This window comes from Psychrobacter fjordensis, assembly GCF_904845995.1.
Classification (GTDB): domain Bacteria; phylum Pseudomonadota; class Gammaproteobacteria; order Pseudomonadales; family Moraxellaceae; genus Psychrobacter; species Psychrobacter fjordensis.
Genome location: NZ_CAJGYP010000002.1, coordinates 464,437 through 489,609, shown reverse-complemented (window position 1 = coordinate 489,609; position 25,173 = coordinate 464,437). Strand labels below are relative to the sequence as shown.

The 25,173-nt window shown below is 42.8% G+C and carries 24 protein-coding genes and 2 pseudogenes; 14 read left to right on the top strand and 12 right to left on the bottom strand.

The annotated features are described in order from the left end of the window. The first annotated feature begins 62 nt into the window (after positions 1-62). Together JMW61_RS10590 and JMW61_RS10585 are read left to right on the top strand one after the other, a co-directional pair. Positions 63-1,308 (top strand): annotated as a pseudogene (locus tag JMW61_RS10590) (IS256 family transposase). A gap of 233 nt (positions 1,309-1,541) precedes the next feature. Further along, positions 1,542-1,994, top strand: coding sequence for a PH domain-containing protein (locus tag JMW61_RS10585; RefSeq protein ID WP_201551108.1), 453 nt, complete (start codon positions 1,542-1,544; stop codon positions 1,992-1,994). Positions 1,995-2,080: 86 nt separating this feature from the next. Here JMW61_RS10585 and JMW61_RS10580 read toward each other — a convergent pair whose 3' ends face one another. From JMW61_RS10580 to pdxA, 5 genes are all read right to left on the bottom strand, one after another. Beyond that, on the bottom strand, positions 2,081-2,476 hold the full coding sequence (locus tag JMW61_RS10580; protein ID WP_201551106.1) for a hypothetical protein: 396 nt from the start codon (positions 2,474-2,476) through the stop codon (positions 2,081-2,083). Positions 2,477-2,630: 154 nt separating this feature from the next. Beyond that, entirely contained in the window at positions 2,631-3,467 is an 837-nt protein-coding gene (locus tag JMW61_RS10575; RefSeq protein ID WP_201551104.1) for a symmetrical bis(5'-nucleosyl)-tetraphosphatase, read from the bottom strand. Between the two features lie 126 nt (positions 3,468-3,593). Beyond that, positions 3,594-4,457: a 16S rRNA (adenine(1518)-N(6)/adenine(1519)-N(6))-dimethyltransferase RsmA gene (rsmA, locus tag JMW61_RS10570; RefSeq protein WP_110923808.1), complete on the bottom strand. Its 864-nt coding sequence runs from the start codon at positions 4,455-4,457 to the stop codon at positions 3,594-3,596. 185 nt (positions 4,458-4,642) lie between these two features. Continuing rightward, positions 4,643-5,410: a hypothetical protein gene (locus JMW61_RS10565; protein WP_227687445.1), complete on the bottom strand. Its 768-nt coding sequence runs from the start codon at positions 5,408-5,410 to the stop codon at positions 4,643-4,645. Positions 5,411-5,686: 276 nt separating this feature from the next. Beyond that, the gene (gene pdxA, locus JMW61_RS10560) at positions 5,687-6,760 is read right to left on the bottom strand and encodes a 4-hydroxythreonine-4-phosphate dehydrogenase PdxA (RefSeq protein ID WP_201551922.1); all 1,074 of its coding nucleotides are present in this window, start codon (positions 6,758-6,760) and stop codon (positions 5,687-5,689) included. A gap of 337 nt (positions 6,761-7,097) precedes the next feature. On the opposite strand from pdxA, the gene dnaB reads away from it, so the two are divergent. From dnaB to argF, 3 genes are all read left to right on the top strand, one after another. After that, positions 7,098-8,501 carry a replicative DNA helicase gene (dnaB, locus tag JMW61_RS10555; RefSeq protein WP_110923805.1) on the top strand — a complete coding sequence of 468 codons (1,404 nt, stop codon included), beginning with the start codon at positions 7,098-7,100 and terminating at the stop codon, positions 8,499-8,501. A gap of 143 nt (positions 8,502-8,644) precedes the next feature. After that, positions 8,645-9,751 (top strand): alanine racemase, encoded by a 1,107-nt coding sequence (alr, locus tag JMW61_RS10550; RefSeq protein WP_201551102.1) that lies wholly within the window; start codon positions 8,645-8,647, stop codon positions 9,749-9,751. Positions 9,752-9,937: 186 nt separating this feature from the next. After that, the gene (gene argF / locus JMW61_RS10545; RefSeq protein ID WP_110923803.1) at positions 9,938-10,855 is read left to right on the top strand and encodes an ornithine carbamoyltransferase; all 918 of its coding nucleotides are present in this window, start codon (positions 9,938-9,940) and stop codon (positions 10,853-10,855) included. Positions 10,856-10,999: 144 nt separating this feature from the next. On the opposite strand, the gene rpiA is transcribed toward argF, so the two are convergent. From rpiA to JMW61_RS10520, 5 genes are all read right to left on the bottom strand, one after another. Further along, on the bottom strand, positions 11,000-11,659 hold the full coding sequence (rpiA, locus tag JMW61_RS10540; protein WP_201551100.1) for a ribose-5-phosphate isomerase RpiA: 660 nt from the start codon (positions 11,657-11,659) through the stop codon (positions 11,000-11,002). A 229-nt stretch (positions 11,660-11,888) separates the two neighbouring features. Further along, complete coding sequence (locus JMW61_RS10535; RefSeq protein WP_201551098.1) at positions 11,889-13,199, bottom strand: arsenic transporter; 1,311 nt, start codon at positions 13,197-13,199, stop codon at positions 11,889-11,891. Between the two features lie 67 nt (positions 13,200-13,266). Next, the gene (arsH, locus tag JMW61_RS10530; RefSeq protein WP_201551096.1) at positions 13,267-14,025 is read right to left on the bottom strand and encodes an arsenical resistance protein ArsH; all 759 of its coding nucleotides are present in this window, start codon (positions 14,023-14,025) and stop codon (positions 13,267-13,269) included. Further along, entirely contained in the window at positions 14,012-14,419 is a 408-nt protein-coding gene (arsC, locus tag JMW61_RS10525; RefSeq protein ID WP_201551088.1) for an arsenate reductase (glutaredoxin), read from the bottom strand. Before arsC ends, arsH begins: the two co-directional genes overlap by 14 nt. A 165-nt stretch (positions 14,420-14,584) precedes the next feature. Then, positions 14,585-14,947, bottom strand: coding sequence for an ArsR/SmtB family transcription factor (locus JMW61_RS10520; RefSeq protein ID WP_201551086.1), 363 nt, complete (start codon positions 14,945-14,947; stop codon positions 14,585-14,587). 194 nt (positions 14,948-15,141) lie between these two features. Between JMW61_RS10520 and ilvA the strand changes: the two genes are divergently transcribed. The 8 genes and pseudogenes from ilvA (at position 15,142) to JMW61_RS10480 (ending at position 22,003) form a co-directional block, all read left to right on the top strand. Next, positions 15,142-16,695: a threonine ammonia-lyase, biosynthetic gene (gene ilvA / locus JMW61_RS10515; RefSeq protein WP_201551084.1), complete on the top strand. Its 1,554-nt coding sequence runs from the start codon at positions 15,142-15,144 to the stop codon at positions 16,693-16,695. A 361-nt stretch (positions 16,696-17,056) separates the two neighbouring features. Next, positions 17,057-17,197 (top strand): annotated as a pseudogene (locus tag JMW61_RS14260) (excalibur calcium-binding domain-containing protein); the annotation flags it as partial. Between the two features lie 141 nt (positions 17,198-17,338). Beyond that, complete coding sequence (locus tag JMW61_RS10505; RefSeq protein ID WP_201551080.1) at positions 17,339-17,761, top strand: RNA-binding S4 domain-containing protein; 423 nt, start codon at positions 17,339-17,341, stop codon at positions 17,759-17,761. A 208-nt stretch (positions 17,762-17,969) separates the two neighbouring features. Continuing rightward, on the top strand, positions 17,970-18,467 hold the full coding sequence (locus tag JMW61_RS10500; RefSeq protein ID WP_201551078.1) for a low molecular weight protein-tyrosine-phosphatase: 498 nt from the start codon (positions 17,970-17,972) through the stop codon (positions 18,465-18,467). Positions 18,468-18,560: 93 nt separating this feature from the next. Next, complete coding sequence (gene murB, locus JMW61_RS10495) at positions 18,561-19,709, top strand: UDP-N-acetylmuramate dehydrogenase (protein ID WP_201551076.1); 1,149 nt, start codon at positions 18,561-18,563, stop codon at positions 19,707-19,709. Next, entirely contained in the window at positions 19,699-20,487 is a 789-nt protein-coding gene (locus JMW61_RS10490; protein WP_201551074.1) for a YdcF family protein, read from the top strand. Before murB ends, JMW61_RS10490 begins: the two co-directional genes overlap by 11 nt. 139 nt (positions 20,488-20,626) lie before the next feature. Continuing rightward, the gene (gene ccoS / locus JMW61_RS10485; RefSeq protein WP_201551072.1) at positions 20,627-20,893 is read left to right on the top strand and encodes a cbb3-type cytochrome oxidase assembly protein CcoS; all 267 of its coding nucleotides are present in this window, start codon (positions 20,627-20,629) and stop codon (positions 20,891-20,893) included. A 207-nt stretch (positions 20,894-21,100) separates the two neighbouring features. After that, the gene (locus tag JMW61_RS10480; protein WP_201551070.1) at positions 21,101-22,003 is read left to right on the top strand and encodes a sulfite exporter TauE/SafE family protein; all 903 of its coding nucleotides are present in this window, start codon (positions 21,101-21,103) and stop codon (positions 22,001-22,003) included. 360 nt (positions 22,004-22,363) lie between these two features. Here JMW61_RS10480 and JMW61_RS10475 read toward each other — a convergent pair whose 3' ends face one another. Together JMW61_RS10475 and JMW61_RS10470 are read right to left on the bottom strand one after the other, a co-directional pair. Next, the gene (locus tag JMW61_RS10475; RefSeq protein WP_110923793.1) at positions 22,364-23,518 is read right to left on the bottom strand and encodes a DEAD/DEAH box helicase; all 1,155 of its coding nucleotides are present in this window, start codon (positions 23,516-23,518) and stop codon (positions 22,364-22,366) included. 280 nt (positions 23,519-23,798) lie between these two features. Further along, the gene (locus tag JMW61_RS10470; protein ID WP_110923792.1) at positions 23,799-24,014 is read right to left on the bottom strand and encodes a cold-shock protein; all 216 of its coding nucleotides are present in this window, start codon (positions 24,012-24,014) and stop codon (positions 23,799-23,801) included. A 464-nt stretch (positions 24,015-24,478) separates the two neighbouring features. Here JMW61_RS10470 and aroQ point away from each other — a divergent pair, with 464 nt between their 5' ends. After that, entirely contained in the window at positions 24,479-25,015 is a 537-nt protein-coding gene (aroQ, locus tag JMW61_RS10465; RefSeq protein WP_201551068.1) for a type II 3-dehydroquinate dehydratase, read from the top strand. Positions 25,016-25,173: the final 158 nt, after the last annotated feature.

Genomic DNA, 25,173 nt, shown 5'->3' with positions numbered 1-25,173 from the left:
TATGACGAGCCTTTCCTAAAAACTGTGTAACTGCTTATAATCCATTAACCGGAGAATAAGCAATGACTACTCAATCTGACCTTAAAAAACTGGCCGAGCAAATGGCTGGTAGCATGAACAGCTTTGATGACATTAAAGACTTCCAAAAGCAGCTCATGCAATCCTTTATCGATACTGCCTTAGAGGCTGAGATGGAAGACCATCTCGGCTATCCCAAGCATGAAAAGGCGGATAAACCTAATAAGCGTAACGGGCACACTAAAAAGACCGTCCGCAGTGACACAGGCGATCTTGAGATCTCCACCCCAAGAGACCGCGGTGGCAGCTTTGAGCCTGTACTCGTTAGTAAGCATCAAACCCGTATCTCAGGTCTCGATGACAAGATCATATTCCTTTACGCCAAGGGTCAAACCACCACCGAGATTGTCGAAACCATCAAAGAGCTCTATGACGTCGACATCTCAAGCAGCTTAGTTTCAAGAGTCACTGACAACATCTTAGAGGACATCACCGCTTGGCAGAACCGGCCGCTGAGCAGTGTTTATCCTATCGTCTATTTGGACTGCATTGTCGTTAAAGTACGTCAAGACAAGCAGATCATCAACAAGGCTATCTATCTGGCGCTAGGCGTGGGGCTTGATGGTAAAAAAGAGCTGCTTGGTATGTGGTTATCAGAAAATGAGGGCGCCAAGTTCTGGCTAGGCGTTCTCACTGAACTACAAAACCGCGGGGTACAAGATATCCTCATTGCCTGTGTCGACGGCTTAAAGGGCTTCCCCGATGCCATCAACACGGTTTATCCCAAAGCCAAGGTTCAGCTGTGTATCGTACACATGGTGCGTTACTCAATGAAGTTCGTACCGTGGACGGATAAGAAGGCCGTAGCAGCTGATTTAAAGGCCATCTACGGCGCTGATACGCTTGAGATGGCAGAGGCCAATCTTGAGCACTTTGATGAGACTTGGGGCAAGGAGTATCCGCATATCATCAAGTCTTGGCGTAATAACTGGGAGGGCTTAACGGTGTTCTTCGAGTATCCTAAAGACATCAGAAAAGTGATTTATACCACCAATGCGATAGAGTCGCTAAACAGCGTGATTCGGACAGCGGCGATGTCCTCTAAGATGTTGTCAGTGACTCTTGAATAAGCGTAAGGTGTTCCCATCTGATCAGGCAGCATTCAGAGTGGTGTATTTAGCAACCCAGCAGGCATCCAAGAAGTGGTCGATGCCCATTCGTAACTGGACGTCTGCTTTGAATCGCTTTATGATTATGTTTGATGACCGTATTAGTAAGCATTTAATCTAAATGGCAGTTACACAGAATCTAGGATGGTCTCTCTATGACTGGTTTATACCTATGGCGAACCAATCTCAGATGCCTTTACTGGTTCTGTCCGCTAATGAGGATTTGGATTTTTGGCTGTAAGCTACTGGTATTAGCGTTCTAACTCACTGAAACAGTCCAAGTGCACTTTACGGTGTACATGAAATGAGCTTTTCGAATATAAATATTAACTAATGACTTTCTGCTAACAAATTATGATAAGTACTGTATTCACATCAAAGATCGATTTCTGGTTAGCACTTTTAATGTTGGGTTTTAGCTCACTGCTCATTTTGGTGCCTGTATGGGAATGGATGTACAACAATAGTTCTATTAAAAGAATAATATTTATCAGTCTTTTTACCATACCAACTGCGTTACTGTTATTGGTACTGTTTTTTAATATAAAGTACACTTTGACAGCTGACACATTGTTAGTGAAAAATGGTTTTTCTACTCAGAGCATTTTATTGAAAGACATTACCAATATCAATCCTACCAGCAGTACTTTATCTGCTCCAGCACTGTCTTTAGATAGGATTGAGATAAGATATGAAGGTGGTAGCATAGTGATATCACCAAAAGACAAAGGTAGGTTCTATCATGCAATACAAGAACGTGTACCAGCATTAAAAACTGATGATAATAATGGTCTGATAAAGAGTTAGCCGATAGTTCTATGCGCTATACAGGCATCGAACTGCTAGTGTTCGATATGAAATTAATAACTATAAAACACACGGCACAGATCACTTCAACATTCAAACAACATTTCTGTTTCTAAGCATGGTGTTTTACTTATAAGAATCATCCAATTAGTTAGTATTTTATAAAAGCTAGAAAAATTCATTGTTTCTTCTAGTTCTGTATCGTCATAACCCCAATAAATTAATACTTCGTCCTTTCTAACCTCTGCTCCCCAAGATTGCCCCCACATGTCATAAAAGTTCAAGCTTCCTTGTTTTACCTTTTTAATTTCTTTAAGCCCTTCATCCATCCAGTTTCTTAGATAGCTCAATCCAAGTCCTCCATCATCATTCAAGAGGTTAAAAATTAGTCCCTTTATATTCGAACTGTCTTCTAAGATTATACCTTCTGGATATAAATCTCCATTATTCCATCTATCAATCCAAAACAACTTAACTAACATACTATTGTCCTTTTAAAAGGGTATACCCCAAGGAAACTAGCTATTTCACCCCTCAAACCTATTGACAGACTACTTAAAATAGACCGTTATAATGGAACCATTTATAACAGACCGCTTATCTAGCCTCTTATATCAAGCTCAGCTATAGCCCTCGTTATAAACTCGGGCACTGCTCGCTTGACGTTATTACATGACCGTCACTGAGACGATAAGCCAATAGACAATTGCCCCACACACAGCCACCGTCGAGTGCGCGCGCATGTGGCAAATCAACCTCACCTTTTAGCGCAGCCCAATGCCCAAATAGTATCTTGCGCGTCCGTGGTACTTGCCATTCAAACCAAGGCAAGAAGCCCTCAGGCATAGGTTCATCTAAACCTGCTGAAAAACCAAACTCAAGCGTGCCATCCTGTTTACATAGACGCATACGCGTAAAATAGTTAGTGATAGCACGCATTTTAGTAAAGCCATTAATATCTGACTGCCAATCATCAACTGACTTGCTATACAAATTCGGTAATAAGCGATCGAGCTGCCATAAGCTGCTTTGTAATTGCGCTTCTACTTGTTGAGCATAGCCTGCTGCTTCATCGATACTCCAATGCGGTGGAATACCAGCATGCACCAGTACAGTCTGTTCATCAGGGTAAGTCAACAGCGGCTGATGGCGTAACCATTCAAGCAACTCATCACAATCATTAGCGGCAAAAATCGGCGCTGTCTTATCCTTCTTTTTGAGCTTCGCCGCGCCGCGCCAGACAGCAATCAAATTGATATCATGATTACCAAGGACTGTTGCTGCCGATCCTTGCTCACATAGCGCCTTGATATGACGCAACGTACTTAATGAATCCTCACCACGTGCTACCAAGTCACCGGCAAACCATAGCTTGTCTTGGGCTGGATCAAAATTCAAGGTTTCAAGTAATTTAAGATAAGCAGCATAGCAGCCTTGCAGGTCTCCAATGACATACTGGTGGCGAAAACTCATAGTACCTCTATGCTTTTTAGATATGAATTGATATAAGAGCACTCTTAAGTGAGTACTCTTATATCAATAGTTTTAGGTGAATAATTTTATGTGAATATTTTGAGAGGTGTTCAATAATAGATTAAACTAACCTTCTACTTTGCGTGCCTGATTGCTCAAATTGACAAAATCTTTCACACTTAAGACTTCAGGACGCGCTTGTGGGTCGATAGCACAAGCCGCGAAATCTTCTTCGCTCAACGTTGGCAATAGCGTAGATTTCTTAAAAATAGCACGTAGTGTCTTACGACGATGGTTAAAGGTTTCGCGTACGACAATCGCAAAATACTCTTCATCTTCTGCCACGACTGGTTTAGTGATATGCGGAGTCAGACGAAATACAGCACTGGTTACTTTTGGTGGCGGATTAAAAGCGCCACGTGGTACGGTCAATAGATAATCTGTACCACAGTGATATTGCATAATGACTGATAAGCGGCCATAAGTTTTACTACCAACATCAGCAGTGATACGCTCGACCACTTCCTTTTGCAACATAAAGTGCATGTCTTGAATCACATCGGCATAGCTGAGTAAATGGAAAAGTATCGGGGTAGAGATGTTATATGGCAGGTTACCGACCACACGTAGCTTGCCACGCTCAGGACTATAAAGCTCGCGATAGTCCACATGCATCGCGTTATCTTTGATAATCTCAAAATTCGGATGACTGTTGGCACCAATACGGATACGCAAACTGTCTGCCAAATCACGATCCAACTCTACTACGGTCATTGCATCAACCTCTGCCAATAGTGGCTCAGTCAACGCACCCATTCCTGGTCCAATCTCGATTAGGTTGTCATCACGCTCTAGACGAATACTTTCAACGATTTCGCGAATGACGCTACCATCATGCAAGAAGTTTTGACCAAAGCGCTTACGCGGTTGGTGTTTGACAGCACGTAGGCTGTTGGAAATAGATTGGGCATCAAACGGAGTTTTGGACATAAAAGAATCTTAATGTGTAAAAGATAAATGGGCGATAATGGCAACAATATGCCAATTATATAATGACAAATTATACCACAGCTCAGAATTAGGCTGTATTGTTGAAACATTATTATCGATAAGCTGCTCATACTTTATCGCAACAGATACAGTGAATTTTTCTCAAACTATTTGCTCTAGCGCCTCTATGACGTTTTTTGGAAGCCTAAAACATGCTGTCTGACTACTTGCTCAATTTGTTGCCAGTCAGCAAGATTGTAGCGAGAATAATGCGCCTCGATAGATATGTTCCTCTGTAGTCCTAGATCAAAAAATTGGGTACAAGGTGGTCTTGGTACGTCTCTGTTAGAGCACTCTATATGAGTTATAATTTGACCCGTTTTATCTCGCTGAATAAAGACATCCTCTGCATATCTATTTTCACGCCACGGTTTATTAGTAACTGGGTCAATATTTGGCGGCGCATAAACCTCCAATCCGAATTGATCATTATCAAGCCGTTCATATTCATGAACAGGACCTGCTTCTTTGCTAGGGTTAAGTGTGCCATAGCCGATACGGTGAGTTGGGTTAGGAACAGTCACTCTGTCGCCTGAGTTGACGCTGACCGATACCCAAGGATTATCTCCTAAGTTTCTTTTATTGTCTCTACGATAAGTGCTCTTAAGGGCTTTATTAGTCGTATCTAGCATAGTATTGTCGGTATAACGCAGATCAAAACCGAAACTGTTGATTTTTGAGTCATAAGTGCGCATGGGTTTTGGATGCTCACGTTTGTTACCAAACGTAGGGTCGCCGTCATACGCAACAAAATGCACAAGGTTTTTAGGCATATCAACAGGAACACCGCCCAGATCGCCAATATGATTCGGGCGAAGCCCTTCACCACAAAAATTAATAATAGGTAGGGATAATACGATGGTTATCATTTGGCTAAATTCTTTAATAAACATGCAACCCCATAATAAAAGAATACTGTCCTCTGACGTCACATCATTAGACATTAATTTGGAAGATTATTATTTGAAATAAGTCTGATTGGCTGTTTTTTTATTAGGATGCACTTCAAATGAACCACACAATAAAACTCGTTAATAAATAGACTGCTATAATCGAACCACTTACATTAGGTCGTATTTTATTATTCCTAAACAGGCATTGCCCACACTAAAATTATCAAGCATTGTGTGAAAAATATCTATAAGGCAATGAATCATAAAAAAGGTATATCAGCTAGTAAGCGACTTATCAGCCATCTCATTAGCCATATTTAACGCTTGATATAAACTGGTGGCACTTGCACCTCCTCGCCCTGCCAAATCAAGTGCTGTACCATGATCAACCGAAGTACGAATATAAGGCAAGCCCAAGGTCAGATTAACCGTATCACCAAAGCCGTGTGATTTGAGCACTGGTAAGCCTTGGTCATGATACATAGCAATCACCGCATCGCAGTCTGCTAAATGCCTTGGGGTAAATAACGTATCCGCTGGCATCGCCTCTGATATATCGACGCCTGCATCGATAAACTCTTGCAATACTGGATTGATAATCTCAATCTCTTCGACACCTAAATGACCGCCCTCGCCTGCATGTGGATTAAGCCCGCAAACTAAGATACGGGGCTGCGTTAAGCTAAATTTCTCTCGCATATCATCAATGACAATCTGCACCGTTTGACGCACATTCTCTGCTGTAATAGCTGCCGGTATGTCTTTTAATGCTAAATGAGTCGTAACAAGCGCCACTTTCATTGCTTGATTGGCAAGCATCATCACGACTTTTTCACAGCCACTTTGCTGCATAAAAAACTCAGTGTGACCGCTAAACATAGTGCCATCTAATAACTCAATGCCTGCATCAATGAGTGCGGATTTTTGCAATGGGCCGGTAACGATGGCGGCGACTGTTTTATTGAATGCTAGCTTATGCGCAATATCTAATTGGTTGGCCACCATGGCTGAATTGCTCGTATTAATTTGTCCAGAGATGACTGGTGCTGCGCAAGGTGTATGAAGCAAGATAAAAGCATCATCACTATGAGTCGTATTCGTTGACATCTGCTCTGAGAAATCATCTGCCTCTATATTTGCGTCTACAGTCTGCCATGATGGGCAGACTTTCAAGATACCGGCAGTAGTAAGCGCCTTAGCACGCTCTGTCATTGCGTCTGCATCCGCAGTTACCCAAATCGGCCGCGAAAAGTCTTGCAACTTATTTTCTGCCGCTAGTAGCAGTACGACGTCCATACCAATGCCAGCAGGTTCGCCTGTTGTGATTAATAACGGTAATTTATTTTGCATCATAAAAATAGTCTCATGTCTTAATTAAATATCTGATTTTATTGTTTTTATAGTTAAATGAACTGGTTTTTATATCTAAAAATCGTAATCCATCTCTTCACTGACCAACCCTAATGGCTTCAGATTTAGTTGCCGTACCCGTCTAAAAAAAGCCCATAATGTGTTAAACTTTCGCATCTGATTGTAGCACTTACTGGCAAGCGTGAGACTGCGTTTTGTGTTGTATCGTAGCAGCACACCGTATTTGCTTTGCTGTATTATTGCCAATCACCAAACACTTATATTAAATATCTATTTATACCCTTTTTCATACCGACTCTTGATACATTAGGCACTCATGGCAGATACCGAAAAAAACGACGACTTGCTCAATCAAACACCGCCGCACAATATCGATATTGAAAAGGCGTTGCTTGCCTCTTTGATGAGTATCGAAGAGGCGTATGACAAGATTGCCGATATCGTTACCAAAGATGACTTTTATGCTGGGCGACATCAATATATCTTTGATGCGATTGCTCATTTGGCAGCGGTCAATGAGCCTTATGACACAGTCATGGTGCATGACTGGTTGGAAGCACAGAAACTACTCAAAGGTGCGGGTGGTGACAGTTACTTGGCAGATATCTTGAGCCAAAGCCCTGCTACCTTATTCAACCTCACAGCCTACGCACAGCGCGTACGTGAGCTATCAACGCTGCGCCAACTGATTACCACTGGTAATGACATGTTGACACTGGCTTATAACCCGAAAGACCAAAGCGTTAGTGACATCTTAGACAGTGTCGAGGGCAAGATATTTAGTATCAATGAACAACACAATAAGCGCGCTGAACAGCGTGGCCCTGTCGGCATTACCTCTGTATTAACCAACGTCATCGATAAAATTCAAGAGTTAAAATCCAATCCTGATGGCATGATTGGTTTGCAAACGCCATTTGCTGAGCTGAATAATAAAACACAGGGCTTGCAGGCAGGCGATTTAATTATCGTCGCCGCGCGTCCTTCGATGGGTAAAACAACTTTTGCGATGAACTTAGCAGAAGGGATTTTATTTAACGAAGACCTACCAGTCGTGGTTTTTTCGATGGAGATGCCCGCAGAGTCTATCGTCATGCGTTTGCTTTCATCGTGGGGCGCGATTAATCAGACGCATCTGCGTTCTGGACAAATGAATGAAGATGAATGGGCAAAAATGATGAATGCCATTCAGCATTTGCAATCTAAGCACCTGTATATCGATGATAGTACTGCCCTGCCACCATCTGAGATGCGTTCACGCTGTCGCCGTATCGCCAAAAATCATGATGGCAAGCTTGGCGCTATCGTAGTCGATTATCTTCAGTTGATGAAAGTGCCAAACCTAGATGGCAACCGTGTTGGGGAAATTTCTGAGATTTCTCGTAGTCTAAAAGCATTAGCACGTGAACTTGAATGTCCAGTGATTGCGCTGTCTCAGCTTAACCGTAGTCTAGAGAACCGTCCTAATAAGCGTCCAATTATGTCAGATTTGCGTGAATCAGGTGCGATTGAGCAGGATGCCGATTTGATTATGTTCATCTACCGCGATGAGGTTTATAATGAAAACTCAGATCACAAAGGTGTGGCTGAAATCATCATCGGTAAACAGCGTAACGGCCCTATCGGTACCATACGTTTGGGCTTTGAAGGACAATTTACTCGCTTTATCAATCTGACGCCAGAATACTATCAAAACGTCAGTTTCGAGAATGACGAATAGTCATAGCTTTAAATATTATGCTTGCTTAGTCTTAGATATTTGATAACAAACAGCTCTCAATAACCATAGCCAGTGCCACATCAATTGGGTTGATGTAGCATTGGCTTTATCACTTCATAACTTTGCTAATAAAGAAGCCAATTATGCGTACTATCACTATCAAACCAAAAGCCATTACTCATAACCTAAACCGAGTCAAGAAAATGGCGCCACACTCTAAAGTTCTGGCCATGGTAAAATCCAACGCTTACGGACACGGGATAGCGGCAGTTTTGCCAGCATTGCAGCAAGCAGATGGTATTGGCGTTGCTACCTTAACTGAAGCATTAGAAGCGCGACAATTGGGCTGGAATAAAACCATTGGTTTGATCGAAGGCGCCTTTACCGCTGATGAGTGGCAGCAGGCCATTGATAGTGATATTAGCTGCGTGATTCATCATACACCGCAACTGCAGTGGGCATTGGAAAATATCCCACCAGCTAGTAGTGCCACTAGAATAGTTTGGATTAAATACAATACGGGTATGAATCGCCTAGGTTTCGATGCCGAGGGTGTGATTGCAGCAGCTAAACAGCTCCATGCAGCAGGCTATCAACTGATTCTCACCACGCATTTTGCCAATGCAGATAACAGCACTCATCCATTAAATGCGATGCAAATACAGCGTTTTTCAAACGTGTTAAACACTTTACAAGAGACTGTTAGCGCTGAGATTAAGGGTTCATTGTGTAATTCAGCTGGCATCGTCAACTTTTCAGAGCATCATTATGATTGGATACGTCCAGGTATTATTTTATATGGTAGCTCACCTGTCGTTGATCAAAGTGCACAGGAATTAGAGTTACAGCCAGCGATGGATTTTAGCGCGCAAATCATTGCTCTACAAACGGTCAATGCAGACCATGCTATTGGTTATGGCAGTCGTTGGATCGCACAAAAAGACACTAGAACGGCTCTGGTCAGTATCGGCTACGGAGATGGCTACCCTCGTGTCGTCAGCGATGACGCTTATGTCTCTGTCATTGACACGAGCAATAATCAAAGCTATCGATGCTCGGTCATTGGACGCGTGGCAATGGATATGATTGTCATTGATGTCAGCACTGCGCCAGAAGACATTGCTTTAGACAGTAAGGTAATGTTATGGGGCGATGCGCCACACGTTGATGAGGTCGCTGCACATGCGGGTACGATTAGCTATGAGCTGCTATGCCGCCTGAGCATACGTCCAAAGCGTGTCCAAGCCTAATAATCATAATACGACGGTGAAATTGCCGAGTACTGGAGTGACTGAAAAATCAGACTAAATTGGGCGTTTACATTAGAAGTAATTGCGCTATACTAAAAGTTTGTTGTCACCCCAGTATACGCACTGATGCGATGCTATTGAAGACTGATAACGTTTCACTGACTGCGATCGACTGCTAGGATTACTATGAGTTTGCGCCATTTTTTGACCCTATCTGATTTAACCAAACAAGAACTAGAAACCCTTATCAAACGCGCAAGCGAATTACGTAAGATGCAACATGCTGGCGAGATATATCAGCCTTTTGTTGGTCGTACGCTGGGTATGATTTTTGAAAAATCCTCGACCCGCACGCGTATTTCTTTTGAAACAGGTATGGGCCAGTTTGGTGGTAGTGCTATCTTTTTGTCGCCAAATGACACACAGCTTGGACGCGGTGAGCCGCTAGAGGACTCTGCTCGTGTGATCTCTAGTATGGTTGATATCATCATGATTCGTACATTTGGTCACGAAAATGTTGAGACATTTGCAGAATACTCAAGTGTACCGATTATCAATGCACTTACTGATGAGTACCACCCTTGCCAGTTGCTTGCTGATATGCAGACCTATTATGAACATCGCGGCAGTATCGAAAACAAAATCGTGACGTGGGTCGGTGATGGCAATAATATGTGCTCCTCATTTATGCAAGCGGCCAATCAGTTTGGTTTTGAGCTACGTGTGGCAGCGCCTTATGGCTTTGAGCCTGATCCTAAGCTGATGGAACGCTTCTCTCATTGCGTCAGCCTCGTCGAAAACGTACAAGACGCAGCAAAAGACTCAAATCTAATCGTCACCGATGTGTGGGCAAGCATGGGGCAAGAGTCAGAGCAAAACACCCGCGCTCGTCGTTTTGCGCCTTATCAAGTGACGCCATCTCTATTAGACAAGGCCGATCCTGAAGTCGTGTTTATGCATTGCTTGCCTGCGCATCGTGGTGAGGAAATCTCTCATGATATGTTGGATGATCCACGTTCAGTGGTGTGGGATGAAGCAGAGAACCGCTTGCATGCACAAAAAGCATTAATGGAATTTTTGTTAAAAGACAAAATCAAAATCTAAAAAATATAGCTATAAGCTATTTATCAACGAATAAACATAAAAAAGGCAGACCACATTGATTGCGGTCTGCCTTTTTATTGCTACTACATAACAAGCTACTATAGCGTTTTTAACGGATGAGTGTCTTGTAACGAGCAAAAAGTTTTAACGAGTTAGTGTTGTCACCCCGTCACTGCTAGCTTTGAGTAATACATCAGCTTGATTGGCAGCGAAGATACCATTACACACCACACCTACGATATTATTTAGCGTTTGCTCAAGCTCTATTGGATTACTCACATCCAAGTCATAGGTGTCTAAAATCACGTTGCCATAATCGGTAACGAAATCTTCACGGTAGACTGGCTCACCGCCTAGACTAACCAATTGGCGTGCAACATAAGAGCGTGCTTGTGGTAATACCTCAATCGGTACTGGGAACTCACGTCCAAGCATCTCAACACTTTTACTCTCATCAACCATGCATATAAATTTGTTAGAAGCCGCTGCCACGATTTTTTCACGAGTGAGTGCGCCGCCACCACCTTTTATCAATTGCAAATGCTCATTCACTTCGTCCGCACCATCGATATAAATATCAAGCGTACCAGCAAAGTTTAAATCAACGATCTCAATACCAAGGGCACGAAGTTTGTCTTCAGTGACCTGTGAGCTAGCGACTGCGCCAGCAAGCTTTACTGTCGGTAATAATTCAATCAAGCAATTGACTGTACTGCCTGTGCCTACACCAAGTATCATGCCATCTTCGACATAGTTTAAAGCAGCTTTGGCTGCGGCTTGCTTTTGTGCTTGCTGATCACTCATCATAAATCCTTGGAAAATAAACGGACAGTCAATTCTATATAAGTTGGATACGGCGTTAGACTCGCTTAGCCTACCACTTGTAGCACTTTCACTCGCCTGCCTTGTATCCAAATTATCTTGAACCGACTATATCATTATAAAAGAGGTAAAATGCGCCGCTATTATACCCGATGAGTTTGATCGATGTCAGCGTAATAACCACGCTAATCACAAGAGATTTACTCAGCCTTTAAAATGTAGACAGATAAGGCAACCACAAGACTAAGGCCAATAGCGTGACCAATAATACTGGCGGCGTAATAATCAGCCCAATTTTCATGTACTGTCCCCAACTGATTTTATAGTCTTTTTCTGCCAGTACATGGAGCCACAATAAAGTTGCCAGACTACCGATAGGCGTAAATTTCGGCCCCAAATCATTACCAATTACGTTGGCATAAATCATAAGCTCACGAGTGGCGTCTGGTACTTGCGCACTATCGATAGCCAGTGCACCAACTAAGGTGGACGGCATATTATTCATGATAGATGCCACAATAGCAGATAGGAATCCCGTTCCCAATGTTGCGATAACGGTGCCTTGCTGTCCTAGCCAATTTAGCATTTGAGCACCATAGGCCGTCAAGCCTGCATTACCCAAACCATAAACCACCAAGTACATACCAATTGAAAACAAGACAATTTGCCAAGGAGCCTTTCGCAAAACATCAGATACTGAAACCACTGCACCGCGTCCACCTTGCCACCAGCGACCTGCGATTGCCATTAGCACTAGCGCAGCAACGCCTGTTACAAACGAGATAGCAATGCCCAATGATTCCGTCGTAAAGTAAGCAACAAGTAGTAATGCTAAAAGCGGAAAAGCCGCCTTAAAAACGAGTGGGTCTTCAATCGCAGTCTCTGGCGCACTCAGCTCAGCAACAGAGTAGTGTTTTGGAATGTGCCGCGCATAGACGACCCATAACACAGTGAGTGTCGCGATGACGGAAACGATATTGACCGGTACCATGACCGCCGCATAACGTCCAAAGCCAATATCAAAGTAATTGGCACTGACGATATTGACTAGATTGGACGTCACTAACGGTAAGCTCGCGGTATCAGCAATAAAGCCTGTCGCGATAATAAAAGCCAAAGCAGATGGCGGCGAGAACTTAAGACGCAGCAAGATAGCGATGACAATCGGGGTTAATAGTAATGCCGCCCCGTCATTGGCAAAGAAAGCAGAAATGAATGCGCCTAAGATCACAATCATAGGAAACAATAAGCGCCCTTGCCCATTGCCCAATCGAGCCACATGCAGCGCCGCCCAACCAAAAAATCCAGCTCTATCTAAGATAAGAGAGATAATAATAAGTGCGACAAAGGTAAAAGTTGCATCCCAAACAATATCCCAAACAACTCCAATATCCGAGATCTGTACCACGCCAAACGCTAAGGCGATCAATGCACCACCCATTGCGCTCCAGCCGATACCCAGTCCTTTAGGTTGCCAAATCACTAAAATTAAGGTGACGATAAATATAGTCAATGCGATCATCGGGTAACCTTTCTAAGCTCAATTATTATAAGAAGCCGTATTAAAAAATACATGATGAGAGAGTAAATTAGAGGGATTTTTGATTGACACGTTTTGATAACTCTTCAGCGCTCTCTACCCGTTCAGAGTAGCGGTCAGTCAGATAGGCAGAGCGCCCACGAGTTAACCAAGTAAATTTCACCAACTCCTCACAGACATCAACAAGACGCAAATACAAAGGCGACTTATCCATGCGATCGTCATCATTAAATTCCAAAAATGCTTTGGGAATAGACGATTGATTGGGAATCGTAATCATCCTCATCCAGCGACCAAGGATACGTAGCTGATTGACCGTATTGAAGCTTTGACTACCGCCACTGACTTGCATCACTGCCAATGTCTTACCTTGGGTCGGACGCACACCGCCTAATGACAGTGGAATCCAGTCGATTTGTGCTTTCATGATACTGGTCATGCTGCCATGCCGTTCTGGACTCACCCAGAGCATGCCTTCTGACCACTGTGCCAGCTCGCGTAGCTCTTGTACTTTGGGATGATCTGCATCAGCGGCATCAGGCAGTGGCAAACCTGTCGGGTCAAATGTCCGAACCTCACAACCATACCAGCGCAGTAACCGACTCGCTTCTTCGCTTGCCAATCTAGAGAATGAGCGCTGGCGTAGAGAACCATATAGCACCAATATCTTGGGTGGATGGCGCGAATCATTTGGACCAATCAACGCTTCAATATCAATCGCTTGAATTTCACTTGCAGAAATATTAGGTAATTCATTTAAATTCAGTACATTATCTAGGCCAGACTGTTCTGTGTTAGCGTTTGCCATGATGAATCACTTCCCCATCTTCTTTAGTAAAACTACTCACTGGATGCTCTAATAACTCAAATACGCGTTCAGACGGTCGGCATAACGCGGCACCTTTATTGGTGAGCACTATAGGTCGGTTGATTAAAATAGGATGGGCAATCATCGCATCGATGATCTGATCATCAGATAATTCAGGATTGTCTAATCCTAATTCATCGTTAATCGACTCTTTGCTTCGTAATAGCTCTCTTGGCGTGATATTCATTTTTGCCAATAGCTCAACTAGATACTCACGGGCTGGCGGGGTTTTGAGATACTCGACCACTTCAGGATGCTCACCTGAAGCATGCATAATGGCTAAAGTATTGCGAGAGGTTCCACATTTGGGATTATGAAAAATTAATGATGTCATAGTGATTTCACTTATTGTCTGAATATGTTGTTTGAATTCTGAATATATTGTTTGAATATAATCAATCAAATTGATTTTGACGTTATGTTTGTCTTACAGATTCGCTCAATAATGGCATTAGATACTGTCTTAAGCTTTATCTCAAATATAGTCTTAAGAGTTATCTTACTTGCTGTTTGAGTCATTAGTATTAATGACCTCACATCCACTTAGACTGTCCATAAGGGACGCACACAATTCTGGATGACCCGCGCAGCAGTCTTGTAATAGAAACTGAACGACAGCTTCCATGTGCGATAGCGAAGCACGATAGATAATCTGTCGGCTTTGGCGTTGCGAAACCACCCACCCTGCTCGTGCCAGCACTGATAAATGCGCTGACATGGTGTTATGGGGCACGGTTAATTGACGGGCAATTTCACCCGCAGGCAGTCCCTCAGGCTCTTGACTGACAAGCAACCTAAAGGCGTTTAAACGAGTCTCTTGAGAGAGCGCAGCAAAGCTTGCGATAGCATTAGTTATTTCCATATGTCCAATAATACAGACATATGGAAATAACTCAATACTTTTTGGACAAAATATTTATATAAACCCAACTTCATCTTTCATCAAAACCTGAAATCACAGCAAAAACTGCAATTGTGTCTTGCAAGAAAGCTAAAATCAGCATAGGCTAATCTATTTCATTTTTATATTCATCTACACACTGTTTAGGGATTACTATGCTGTCACACTGGGTACGAGCCATCTTACAAGCCACTGTCTATGACGTTGCGATTCAAACACCACTTGAAACGGCACCCAAGCTGACCCAACGTTTTGCCAATGACATTCGTTTTAAACGCGAAGATTTACAACCCGTCAAATCCTTTAAATTACGCGGTGCTTATAACCGTATTAGCCAGTTGAACGATGAGCAAAAAGCACGCGGCGTCATTTGTGCTTCAGCAGGCAACCATGCGCAAGGCGTGGCTTACTCTGCGCGCAAACTTGATCTTAACAACATCATTGTTATGCCAACCACCACCCCTGATATCAAAGTAGATGCCGTGAGAGCACTGGGTGGCAACGTTGATTTGCATGGCGACAGCTTCGATGAAGCCAATCGTTATGCAATCAATCGCGCTGAGACCGAAGGCTTAACTTTTATACCACCTTATGATGATGAATTGGTTATTGCTGGGCAAGGCACTATTGGTCTAGAGCTGACCCAGCAGTGGCGAAATATGGATTACGTCTTCGTTGCGGTTGGCGGTGGTGGTCTCATCTCAGGGGTTGCAGCATTTTTAGGCGAAGTGGCACCACATGTAAAAGTTATCGCCGTAGAAGCGGAACAATCAGCTTGCCTAAAGGCCGCACTTAAAGCGGGCGAACGCGTTAAGTTAGAACAAGTTGGCTTGTTCGTCGATGGCGTGGCAGTGGCACAGATTGGCGAATTGCCTTTTGACGTCATCCGTACACAAAAAAGTGATAACTCAGGCCCTATCGTCGAACCTGATGTGATTACCTGCACCAATGATGAGGTCTGTGCCGCTGTCAAAGATATCTTTGAAGAAAACCGTAGCATCGTTGAGCCTGCTGGCGCGTTGTCTGTTGCGGGTATGAAGAAATATATCGCTGCCAATAATATTCAAGGCAAAAACTGTGTCGGTATCATTTGCGGTGCCAATATGAACTTTGACCGTCTGCGTTATATCGCTGAGCGTACCGAAATTGGTGAGAAAAAAGAAGCCATCTTTGGAGTCACTATCCCTGAACAAACAGGCGCATTCTTAAACTTCTGTCGCAGTCTACATGGCCGTAATATCACTGAGTTTAACTACCGTGCTGATAGCAAAAAATCACCAGACTCTATGGAGCCTGCCTCGATATTCGTCGGTATCGCCTTAAAAGAAGGGGATAAAGAGCGTCAAACTATCAGCAATCAATTGACTGCTGATGGCTACACTGCCCACGATTTAACCGATGATGACATCGCTAAATCTCATATTCGTCATTTGATTGGTGGTCATGCGCATGTCGAAAACGAGCAGTTATTAAGTGTGGTATTCCCAGAACGTCCAGGTGCATTACTTACTTTCTTAGAAAAATTGGGCGACGATTTTAATATCACCTTATTCCATTACCGCAATCACGGTGCCGCTGAAGGTCGCGTACTGGTAGGCCTACAAGCCTCAGAAAGCAACTCTCGCCAGCTACAAGACGCACTGCTTGATATTGGTTACGACTGTACGATGCTCAATGACAATATCGGCTATCAATTGTTTTTAAAATAATAAAGCAGGTATCACTTATTCTCTACTCTGTCAGTTTTTTAATCCATTAAAAAGCTGACAATAGCGAGCGGATGGTAGCAACAGTTAGTTTTTAACGGTTATTGGTGAGTATAAAGCCATGATGAAAAATATATTAATGATACTAGTACTGCTGGTTTTGGTCGTTGTGGGTTATAAAATATTTCAACCTGAGAGCGCACCGAGTAGCTCTATTACGGATTCATCCAATACGCCTCCAGTAGGCGCTGCACTAACCACTGCTGACTTTGATGAGATACAACCAACGTATGTCGATTTGGATCCAAATTCAGAAGCAGTCCCAGTAATCACTTCAACAACAAATTCACAGCCAACAACATCCAGCTTTTCATGTGATGGTAGACAACACTGCTCTCAGATGACCTCATGCGAAGAGGCAACTTACTTTACACAACACTGTCCCAATACAAAAATGGACGGCAATCATGATGGCATACCTTGTGAACAGCAATTGTGTAACTGATTTCAATCAACTAAAAATGTAATATATCCCCTATCCAGCCCATCAATCACAAAAACTTATTTGCAAATATAAAATATGCCCTAATCTCATTCAAATTAGCTTATTTTAAATAAATACAGACATCCATATAGAGTAGCTGTTATGCAGAATAATACAAATGACAAAACCCAAGGCTTAGCTAAAATTCGCCTTGATAAGTGGCTTTGGGCAGCACGTTTTTATCGAACACGTACGCTTGCCAAACAAGCCATCGAAGGTGGACGAGTTCACTACGCTGGTAGCCGTGTAAAAACCAGTAAAGAGATTGCGGTCGGAGATGAATTAACCATCCGCCAAGGCTCAGCCACTGCCATGACTGAAAAAACAGTCATCGTGGAAGCGCTAACCACTCAACGTGGTAATGCGAGCGCAGCTGAAGTATTGTATTCAGAAACTGACGAGAGTGAAAATCGCCGTGCCTACTATGCAGAGCAACGCAAGCTTGCCAACCTTGCTCGTCCTGATAACAAACCCAACAAGAAAGAGCGTCGTGACATTCAGCGCTTTAAAAGCAAGCAAGACTAAAATACTGCCCGTACCACACTAAATTATAGATAATATCGCCATCAATATTGTGTCATATGACCATATTGTTCAGCCTATACTCTTGCCATTTACGGCATTAAACGTTACGCTGACAGCCGATTCAATCAATCAATTGCATGCTGATAAAAGCCGCACTAATAATGCTGGTCTCTTATGGCATGTTTTTTTTGTTATACAAGGTCATATTATGCTGATGAAAACCTGTACGCCATCGTCTGTATTATTGGTTTGTTTAGGAAATATTTGCCGTTCACCAACTGCTGAAGAAGTGTTTCGTCAGCAAGCAGCGATTGCTGGATTATCAATAAAAGTGGACTCTGCCGGCACAGGGGATTGGCATATCGGTCATAAACCCGATGAGCGAGCACAGCGTCATGCCAAAGCGCATGGTTATAAAATCAATAAACTCATCGCACGCCAAGTAAATAACGATGACTTCCGCAATTTTGATTTGATTTTGGCAATGGATGCGCAGAACTTAGCCGACCTGCAAGCGCTCAAAAACAGCCTAGCAGATACTGAAAATAGTATGGCCAAGCTGGCATTATTCAGTGAAGAAGATCCAACGTATGGCGGTGATGATATACCTGACCCTTATAAAGGTGATGCTGATGCCTTTGAAGAAGTCATTGAGCGTATAGAATCAAGCGCACAAGCTTGGATTGAGAGCTGGAAAGCTTGCTAGCGATAAAAGCTAGATTTACACGCATTTTGTGTCTCGCATCCTTTATAATGATTACTGTTTAATTTCTTATCTATTTGCCATATGGGTTACGTTATGACCTCAGTTTCATGTCTTGATTTTAGTGATCAACCTGCCACGACAACGGATTCAGCCGTAAGCTTATTGCCTAATGAATCCGTTGATTTATCACACAGCAATACTATGGCACTGACTTGTATCGCTGACTATGGTGTGACGTTGACAGATGAGGCTCAACTTGACACCTTTATGGCAGACTATGCAAAAAACACAGATCAAAAGAAACCATTGTTTGTGCTGTCTGGTGGTAGCAACGTATTATTGCCAACACAACTAAATGCAATTGTGTTACAGCCGAAAATGCGCGGCATCAGCTTGACCGCCCAGACGGATCGTTACGTCGATATTGAAGTGATGGCAGGCGAAAACTGGCATGATTTGGTTGTCCATACGATCAATCAAGGCTGGTATGGATTAGAAAATCTTGCGCTGATACCTGGTCTCACTGGCGCTGCACCGATACAAAACATTGGGGCTTACGGTGTCCAGTTAGAAGACCACTTACAGTATGTCCGTGCTTACTACATCCCTACCCAGACATGGCATCAACTATCAATAGCAGACTGTGAGTTTGGCTATCGCGACAGCATCTTTAAACGGACTCCCAACACATGGCTAATCAGCCGTGTGGGGTTCAGATTACACACAGATATAAGCAAAGTGTTAGCCAGTTACGGTGATGTACAGACAGTGGCACAGCGTTATGCTGAACAGCAAAACCGAAACAAGGCTACTCCTGCTGATGTGATGCACGCTATTATAGATATTCGCCAACAGAAACTTCCGGATCCCAAGCATCTGGCTAACTGTGGCAGTTTTTTTCAGAATCCTATCATTCCCCAAGAGCAATTCATTGCGTTACAAGCCACTTATCCAGCTATCGTTGGTTATCCAATGCCTGATAATAAAATAAAAGTTGCAGCCGGTTGGCTCATCGAACAGGCAGGGTTAAAAGGTGGTGGTATTGCACCCATTGTCACCCATCAGCAGCAAGCACTGGTACTTACCAACCATTCTCCTTATCAAGCAACTCAAGAAGATGTTGCGATAGCACAGCGTTATATCACTGATACGATCTATGAGAAATTTGCGATTCAGTTATCACGTGAGCCAGTTTGGGTAAATACTGACAGCTCTATTGGGCATGATGAGCATGTGGCCTAAAAAGTCACGGTCTAAGCGGCTGTTATCTAAGCGATTATGGCATTACTACTTACGTTCAGCTGAACGTATGATAACGCTGTTTCGTATCATCAATATTACCTTTTTGCTGGGCTCCACGGCCGTTATTTTAGTTCTCATTAGTTTATTCACCCCCCTATTTTCGCAATCGATTGTTTATCTATTTACGCTACTGCCTTTGCCAAATATACCCTCTGGGGCATCGAGCTCTCCACCGACGGCCTATGTAGTATTAGGTGGCGGACTGACCAACGACCAGAACAATCAAATCATTCTAAACAGCTATAGTCTCAATCGTGCTCGTACTGCTGCGGGCGCTTATCACGACCTACCCTTACCTATTGTACTCAGTGGTGCTGAAGCGCCTTGGCTCGGACAATGGCTCATCGAGCATGATATTGATGGACTGATAAGCGAAAACGCCAGTATGAATACTTGCGAAAATGCACGCTTTACCGCAAAGCGTATACCACTACATCACGTCTACCTCATCACTGATAGCTACCATATGGCACGCGCCCGTAGACAGTTTGCGCTAAATGGTATCAATACCACGCCTCTCAGCGCTCCTCTACCAGTTGGTCGAGACTGGGAAAAACCTGCACAGAATCTAACGCATTCACGGCGCGCCGTTTATGAAGTCGCCGCTTATTTACGTGATGTGATACGGCCGCAGATGGATTGTCGTCATGCTAAAGACGTGACATCACAGCAGCTATTAACACCTAGAGGCAATGCTGCAAAGTCACCTACAGAATAAAACTGGATTAGCATTTGAACTGGATTTTATTTAATGATGAGCATAGCTAGCAGCTATTTCACTTTTATGTTCACAGGCAATCACCACATTAATAATAGGTGTATAATGCCACCAGAAATTGCTATCTAAGAGACTCTCCATGCTCAGTATATTTTTATTAATTCCGTTAAGTCTCATGTTATTTGTGGTTGCCATTTGGGCAGTACGTTATGCGGTAAAATCAAACCAATTTGAAGATTTAGACAATGCATCACAGCGCATTATATTAGATGATCGTCAAGAGCGCAGACAAACCATGCAAGCTCATGAGAATGCTACATCTACTCAGCAAACAAATGATCAAACAAACCTTGATGACACAGAGTCCGTCAACCCTTCTAATATTGATAGCAATCCAAAAATATAGCTTCGAGAGATAGTCGGTTCGAGATCATTTAGAGGCAAATAAGACAAATTCAAGTGTTACACATAATAGACTGAACAAGCCTAGCACCTTGTCTAATCAATATAGAACTGACCATATCTTGACTATACGTGACCCACGATTATGTTTCGTCCAATACCATCTATTTAAGTAGATTCAATCTTTCACTGTTTTTAGGAGAATCACCCCATGACCACAGCTTTACTCGTTGCGGCATTACTAATGGGATTTTTTGGTTCACCACATTGTTTGGGTATGTGTGGTGGTCTTGTGACAGCGTTTGGCCTATCGATGAAAGATGCCAGTCCTGCTAAACGCCGCGCCCTTGTCGCCACCTATCATTTAGGCCGTTTGAGCAGTTATGCATTATTGGGCTTAATCGCAGGATTGATTGGAACCACTGTGCTAGCGCCATTAATGATGGGCAATAGTATGCCACGTATTTTATTAGGCTTAGTATTGGTGTTTGTTGGTGTCACTATGCTTGGTGCACCATTTTTGACCAAACTTGAACGTTTTGGTATGCGATTTTGGCAGTATCTAAGCCCACTTCGTCAAAAAGTATTTCCGCTCAACACGTTTCCACGTGCACTAACTGCCGGCTTACTTTGGGGTTTCTTACCTTGTGGATTGGTTTATGGTGCCTTACTCATCGCCGTAGTTGCCCATAATCCACTGAATGGTGCGGCACTCATGTTTGTCTTTGGCTTAGGGACAATACCGATGTTGGTCGCCACGCACGAAACGGTTGGCTGGTTACGTGACAAAATTGGACGCTTTCGCCTAAGACAGCTAAATGGTGCTGTCATGGTCATATCAGGTTTGGCCGTCGCGGTCGTGCCGATGGTCATGTCAAGTATGCATGGTGGGCATGATATGTCTAATATGCATGGCGATCATATGCAAATGAGCGACTCAGAAATGACAGACATGCCTATGGATGCAGACATGGATCACAGCAGTCACCATATGATGCCATCGGATGACAGCACATCTCACCAAAGCATGGATCATAGCATGCATGATATGAGTGATGCGTCGATGGACATGAATCATAATGAGCACTCTGAAACGATGGAACACGCTCAATAGAGTCGTCGACCACAGATATAGTCAGTGAACTACTAAACCGCTACGGCGTTATCCTCCTTAGATGTAATACTTGTACAATCTGCAGTCGGCTGCCTTGTAACCATTTTAGAGTTCTCTGACTATATTATTAAAATATAACATTGCGTGCTATCAAAACTTGCCGTACAAAAAAGCCCTTAACATCAATATGAATGTTAAGGGCTTTTATCATTTTATTCGCTGCACACTATAGTTAATTCAGTTTAAAAGAGAGTCAAGGCAACCGAGTACAGATGTATATATAATACTTCAAGCAAGGTTAACGCTGTCACTCTTTTATAGAGGATTGACTACATAGAAAAACCAGCAGCTTTAAAAGTACTACTCTTGCCATTGCTCAAGCGAAAACTTAGTATCCAAATGCTTTTCTAAGGCTGGTACATTAAACGCGTCATCCTCACTCACGAAGCTAATGCTAATACCTGTTTGCCCAGCACGCCCCGTACGACCAATACGATGCACGTAATCGTCTGGCTGATCAGGCAAAGTATAGTTAACCACATGACTGATATCGTCGACATGGATACCACGCCCTGCGACATCTGTTGCGACCAAAATAGATGCATGACCATCTTTAAAGCGCTGTAGGTATTTTTCACGTTTTTGCTGAATAACATCACCTGACAGCATCACGATTTTGTGGTCTGCACGCAGCTTGTGATATAAACGCTTAACTTGGTCTTTACGGTTAGCAAATACGATGACTTTGTCCACTGCAGGATCACTAATGATGCGCTGTAGGGCTTCTAACTTCTGATCTTCTGTCAATAAGTAAAAGTGCTGATCGACCAACTCACTGGTTTTGTGCTCAGGCTCAATTTCAACAAACTGTGGCTCATGTAACCAGCGATAAGCCAAATTCATAACATCTTGGTTAAAAGTGGCAGAGAATAATAAGCTCTGACGGTCTGTATTGGCTGGCATCCGGCCTACCAGACGCTTGATATCAGGAATAAACCCCATATCTAACATGCGATCTGCTTCATCCAACACCAGTACTTCAACGCGATCTAAATAGACCATGCCTTTATTTGCAAGATCAATCAAACGTCCAGGCGTCGCGACCAAAATATCGACATATTGACGCTCAAGCTCATGCTGCTGGGTTTCATAATTGGTACCACCCATGATACACACGCTATGTAGCGCCGTATATTTGGTCAAAGCGATACAATCATCAAATATTTGCTGGGCAAGCTCACGGGTGGGTGCCATTACAACCGCACGCGGCTCACCTAAATAGCGCTCTTCATCATTGGTAAAAGGACGCTTGAGCAATGCCTCCATGATCGTTAATAGGAAAGTTGCCGTCTTACCAGTACCTGTTTGAGCCTGTCCAATAGCGTCTTGATTTGCCAACGTATGTGGTAGTATTTGTGCTTGGATAGGCGTCAATGCAGTAAACCCTAAATCACTGACAGCACGTAATGTCGGTGCTGAAAGCGGCAAATCAGTAAATGTCGTAAAATTACTCAAAAAAATATCCTTTTTGTATTAATCACTTGTATGTTGTCCATCGTAAGCAAACGCATTATCAAACGTTATAATACTATATAGCGTCACCAATAATCATTGCCACATCAAATCTATAGATAGCGGATAGTCATGCAGACATAAAAAAGCCAAGCCCGATACTTACTCTGACCTAATATGCTGAAATTTACTCAACATAGGTAAGATAAGACGGGCTTGACTCAGTAGTATATCAGTAGTTTGTACAGACATTATAGCTAAACCGCTCTAATGACCGGATAGATTACTCGTCTACTTTTCTGACTTCTTCAGCTTGAAGGCCTTTTTCGCCTTCTACTACACTGAATTCAACCTTTGCGCCATCTGTTAAAGAGCGATAGCCATCACCTTGAATCGCGCGGAAATGGACAAAAATATCTTCTCCGCTATCACGTTGAATGAAACCAAAACCTTTTGAGTCATTAAACCACTTAACAGTACCTTGCTCACGAGCTGACATAATATTACTTCCTAAAAAAGTCCGCTTAGCCCCAAATTCCTTTGCAACATTGCATACAAACGGGATCTAAAATTATGAAATCAAAAAACTTAAGAGTCCTACACTAACCACTATTACTAGCATATAGCTTTTATGATAGACAATTACCTCTATAAACATTCTTTACGCTTATAGAGACGATAAGTGGCTTTCATATCAGCATTACTTTAGCTATAGCAACAAACTTGCAATAATTATTGCATAAAAAATATCATAGCACGGGTTTTTAGCAACATAAAGACTTTTAGCATGCTTTTTTACTTTCAGGTTGATTTTTCATGTAATTTTTTTATAACCACTACTAGCAAGCTGCTATCATAAACAAATAAGCACCATTGGGTGACATAATTCTCTTTTTCTACGACCCTTATGCCTTACAATAAAGAATAAACCAATCCCTTTACCTAATCGCTATAGAGACCAGTATGACGACCTCTTCACAATCTACCGCAGCATCAAAGCTTTCTAGTCAGAGCAACAGCAATACACTCACTCATATGCTGCTGCTGGTTAACGGGGTCAATCTAAATTTATTGGGTAAGCGTGAACCTGATATTTATGGTCATGCGACGCTTGCTGATATCGAAAAACGTTTGATTGCACGTGCTGCTCAGTATGATATCGAATTGATTTGTATACAATCAAACCACGAAGGCCAGCTAGTAGATGACATCCAACATCATGGACTGTTAGCAGATGCCACAGCGCAAGTAGATGCTATTATTATCAACCCTGCTGCATTTACGCATACTTCAGTTGCTCTACGCGATGCATTGCTAGCCACACAAAAGCCATTTATAGAAGTACACTTATCTAATGTTCATGCACGTGAGCCTTTTCGCCATCATTCTTATTTGAGCGATGTCGCAGTCGGTGTGATTTGTGGTTTGGGACAGATGGGTTATCAAATGGCACTAGATTATTGGCTCAACAACCTCTACTCTATCAACCTTACCGACTAACATTTATCGGTTTTTCGAAGTGATGGTTTTAAGTGCTAGCAATGATTGCTTATATGTAATAAAAATGGCTCAGTTAAACGGTAATATAGTTGATTCAATTTAAAATAGTTTGATTAAAATACTAGGGCGTGTCCTCATTTTAGAAATGGTGATAAAAA

Bases quoted from the DNA above. Each gene is read 5' to 3' on its own strand.
- JMW61_RS10585 (WP_201551108.1), top strand. From the start codon at position 1,542: ATGATAAGTACTGTATTCACATCAAAGATCGATTTCTGGTTAGCACTT.
- JMW61_RS10580 (WP_201551106.1), bottom strand. From the start codon at position 2,476: ATGTTAGTTAAGTTGTTTTGGATTGATAGATGGAATAATGGAGATTTA.
- JMW61_RS10575 (WP_201551104.1), bottom strand. From the start codon at position 3,467: ATGAGTTTTCGCCACCAGTATGTCATTGGAGACCTGCAAGGCTGCTAT.
- rsmA (WP_110923808.1), bottom strand. From the start codon at position 4,457: ATGTCCAAAACTCCGTTTGATGCCCAATCTATTTCCAACAGCCTACGT.
- JMW61_RS10565 (WP_227687445.1), bottom strand. From the start codon at position 5,410: ATGTTTATTAAAGAATTTAGCCAAATGATAACCATCGTATTATCCCTA.
- pdxA (WP_201551922.1), bottom strand. From the start codon at position 6,760: ATGCAAAATAAATTACCGTTATTAATCACAACAGGCGAACCTGCTGGC.
- dnaB (WP_110923805.1), top strand. From the start codon at position 7,098: ATGGCAGATACCGAAAAAAACGACGACTTGCTCAATCAAACACCGCCG.
- alr (WP_201551102.1), top strand. From the start codon at position 8,645: ATGCGTACTATCACTATCAAACCAAAAGCCATTACTCATAACCTAAAC.
- argF (WP_110923803.1), top strand. From the start codon at position 9,938: ATGAGTTTGCGCCATTTTTTGACCCTATCTGATTTAACCAAACAAGAA.
- rpiA (WP_201551100.1), bottom strand. From the start codon at position 11,659: ATGAGTGATCAGCAAGCACAAAAGCAAGCCGCAGCCAAAGCTGCTTTA.
- JMW61_RS10535 (WP_201551098.1), bottom strand. From the start codon at position 13,199: ATGATCGCATTGACTATATTTATCGTCACCTTAATTTTAGTGATTTGG.
- arsH (WP_201551096.1), bottom strand. From the start codon at position 14,025: ATGGCAAACGCTAACACAGAACAGTCTGGCCTAGATAATGTACTGAAT.
- arsC (WP_201551088.1), bottom strand. From the start codon at position 14,419: ATGACATCATTAATTTTTCATAATCCCAAATGTGGAACCTCTCGCAAT.
- JMW61_RS10520 (WP_201551086.1), bottom strand. From the start codon at position 14,947: ATGGAAATAACTAATGCTATCGCAAGCTTTGCTGCGCTCTCTCAAGAG.
- ilvA (WP_201551084.1), top strand. From the start codon at position 15,142: ATGCTGTCACACTGGGTACGAGCCATCTTACAAGCCACTGTCTATGAC.
- JMW61_RS10505 (WP_201551080.1), top strand. From the start codon at position 17,339: ATGCAGAATAATACAAATGACAAAACCCAAGGCTTAGCTAAAATTCGC.
- JMW61_RS10500 (WP_201551078.1), top strand. From the start codon at position 17,970: ATGCTGATGAAAACCTGTACGCCATCGTCTGTATTATTGGTTTGTTTA.
- murB (WP_201551076.1), top strand. From the start codon at position 18,561: ATGACCTCAGTTTCATGTCTTGATTTTAGTGATCAACCTGCCACGACA.
- JMW61_RS10490 (WP_201551074.1), top strand. From the start codon at position 19,699: ATGTGGCCTAAAAAGTCACGGTCTAAGCGGCTGTTATCTAAGCGATTA.
- ccoS (WP_201551072.1), top strand. From the start codon at position 20,627: ATGCTCAGTATATTTTTATTAATTCCGTTAAGTCTCATGTTATTTGTG.
- JMW61_RS10480 (WP_201551070.1), top strand. From the start codon at position 21,101: ATGACCACAGCTTTACTCGTTGCGGCATTACTAATGGGATTTTTTGGT.
- JMW61_RS10470 (WP_110923792.1), bottom strand. From the start codon at position 24,014: ATGTCAGCTCGTGAGCAAGGTACTGTTAAGTGGTTTAATGACTCAAAA.
- aroQ (WP_201551068.1), top strand. From the start codon at position 24,479: ATGACGACCTCTTCACAATCTACCGCAGCATCAAAGCTTTCTAGTCAG.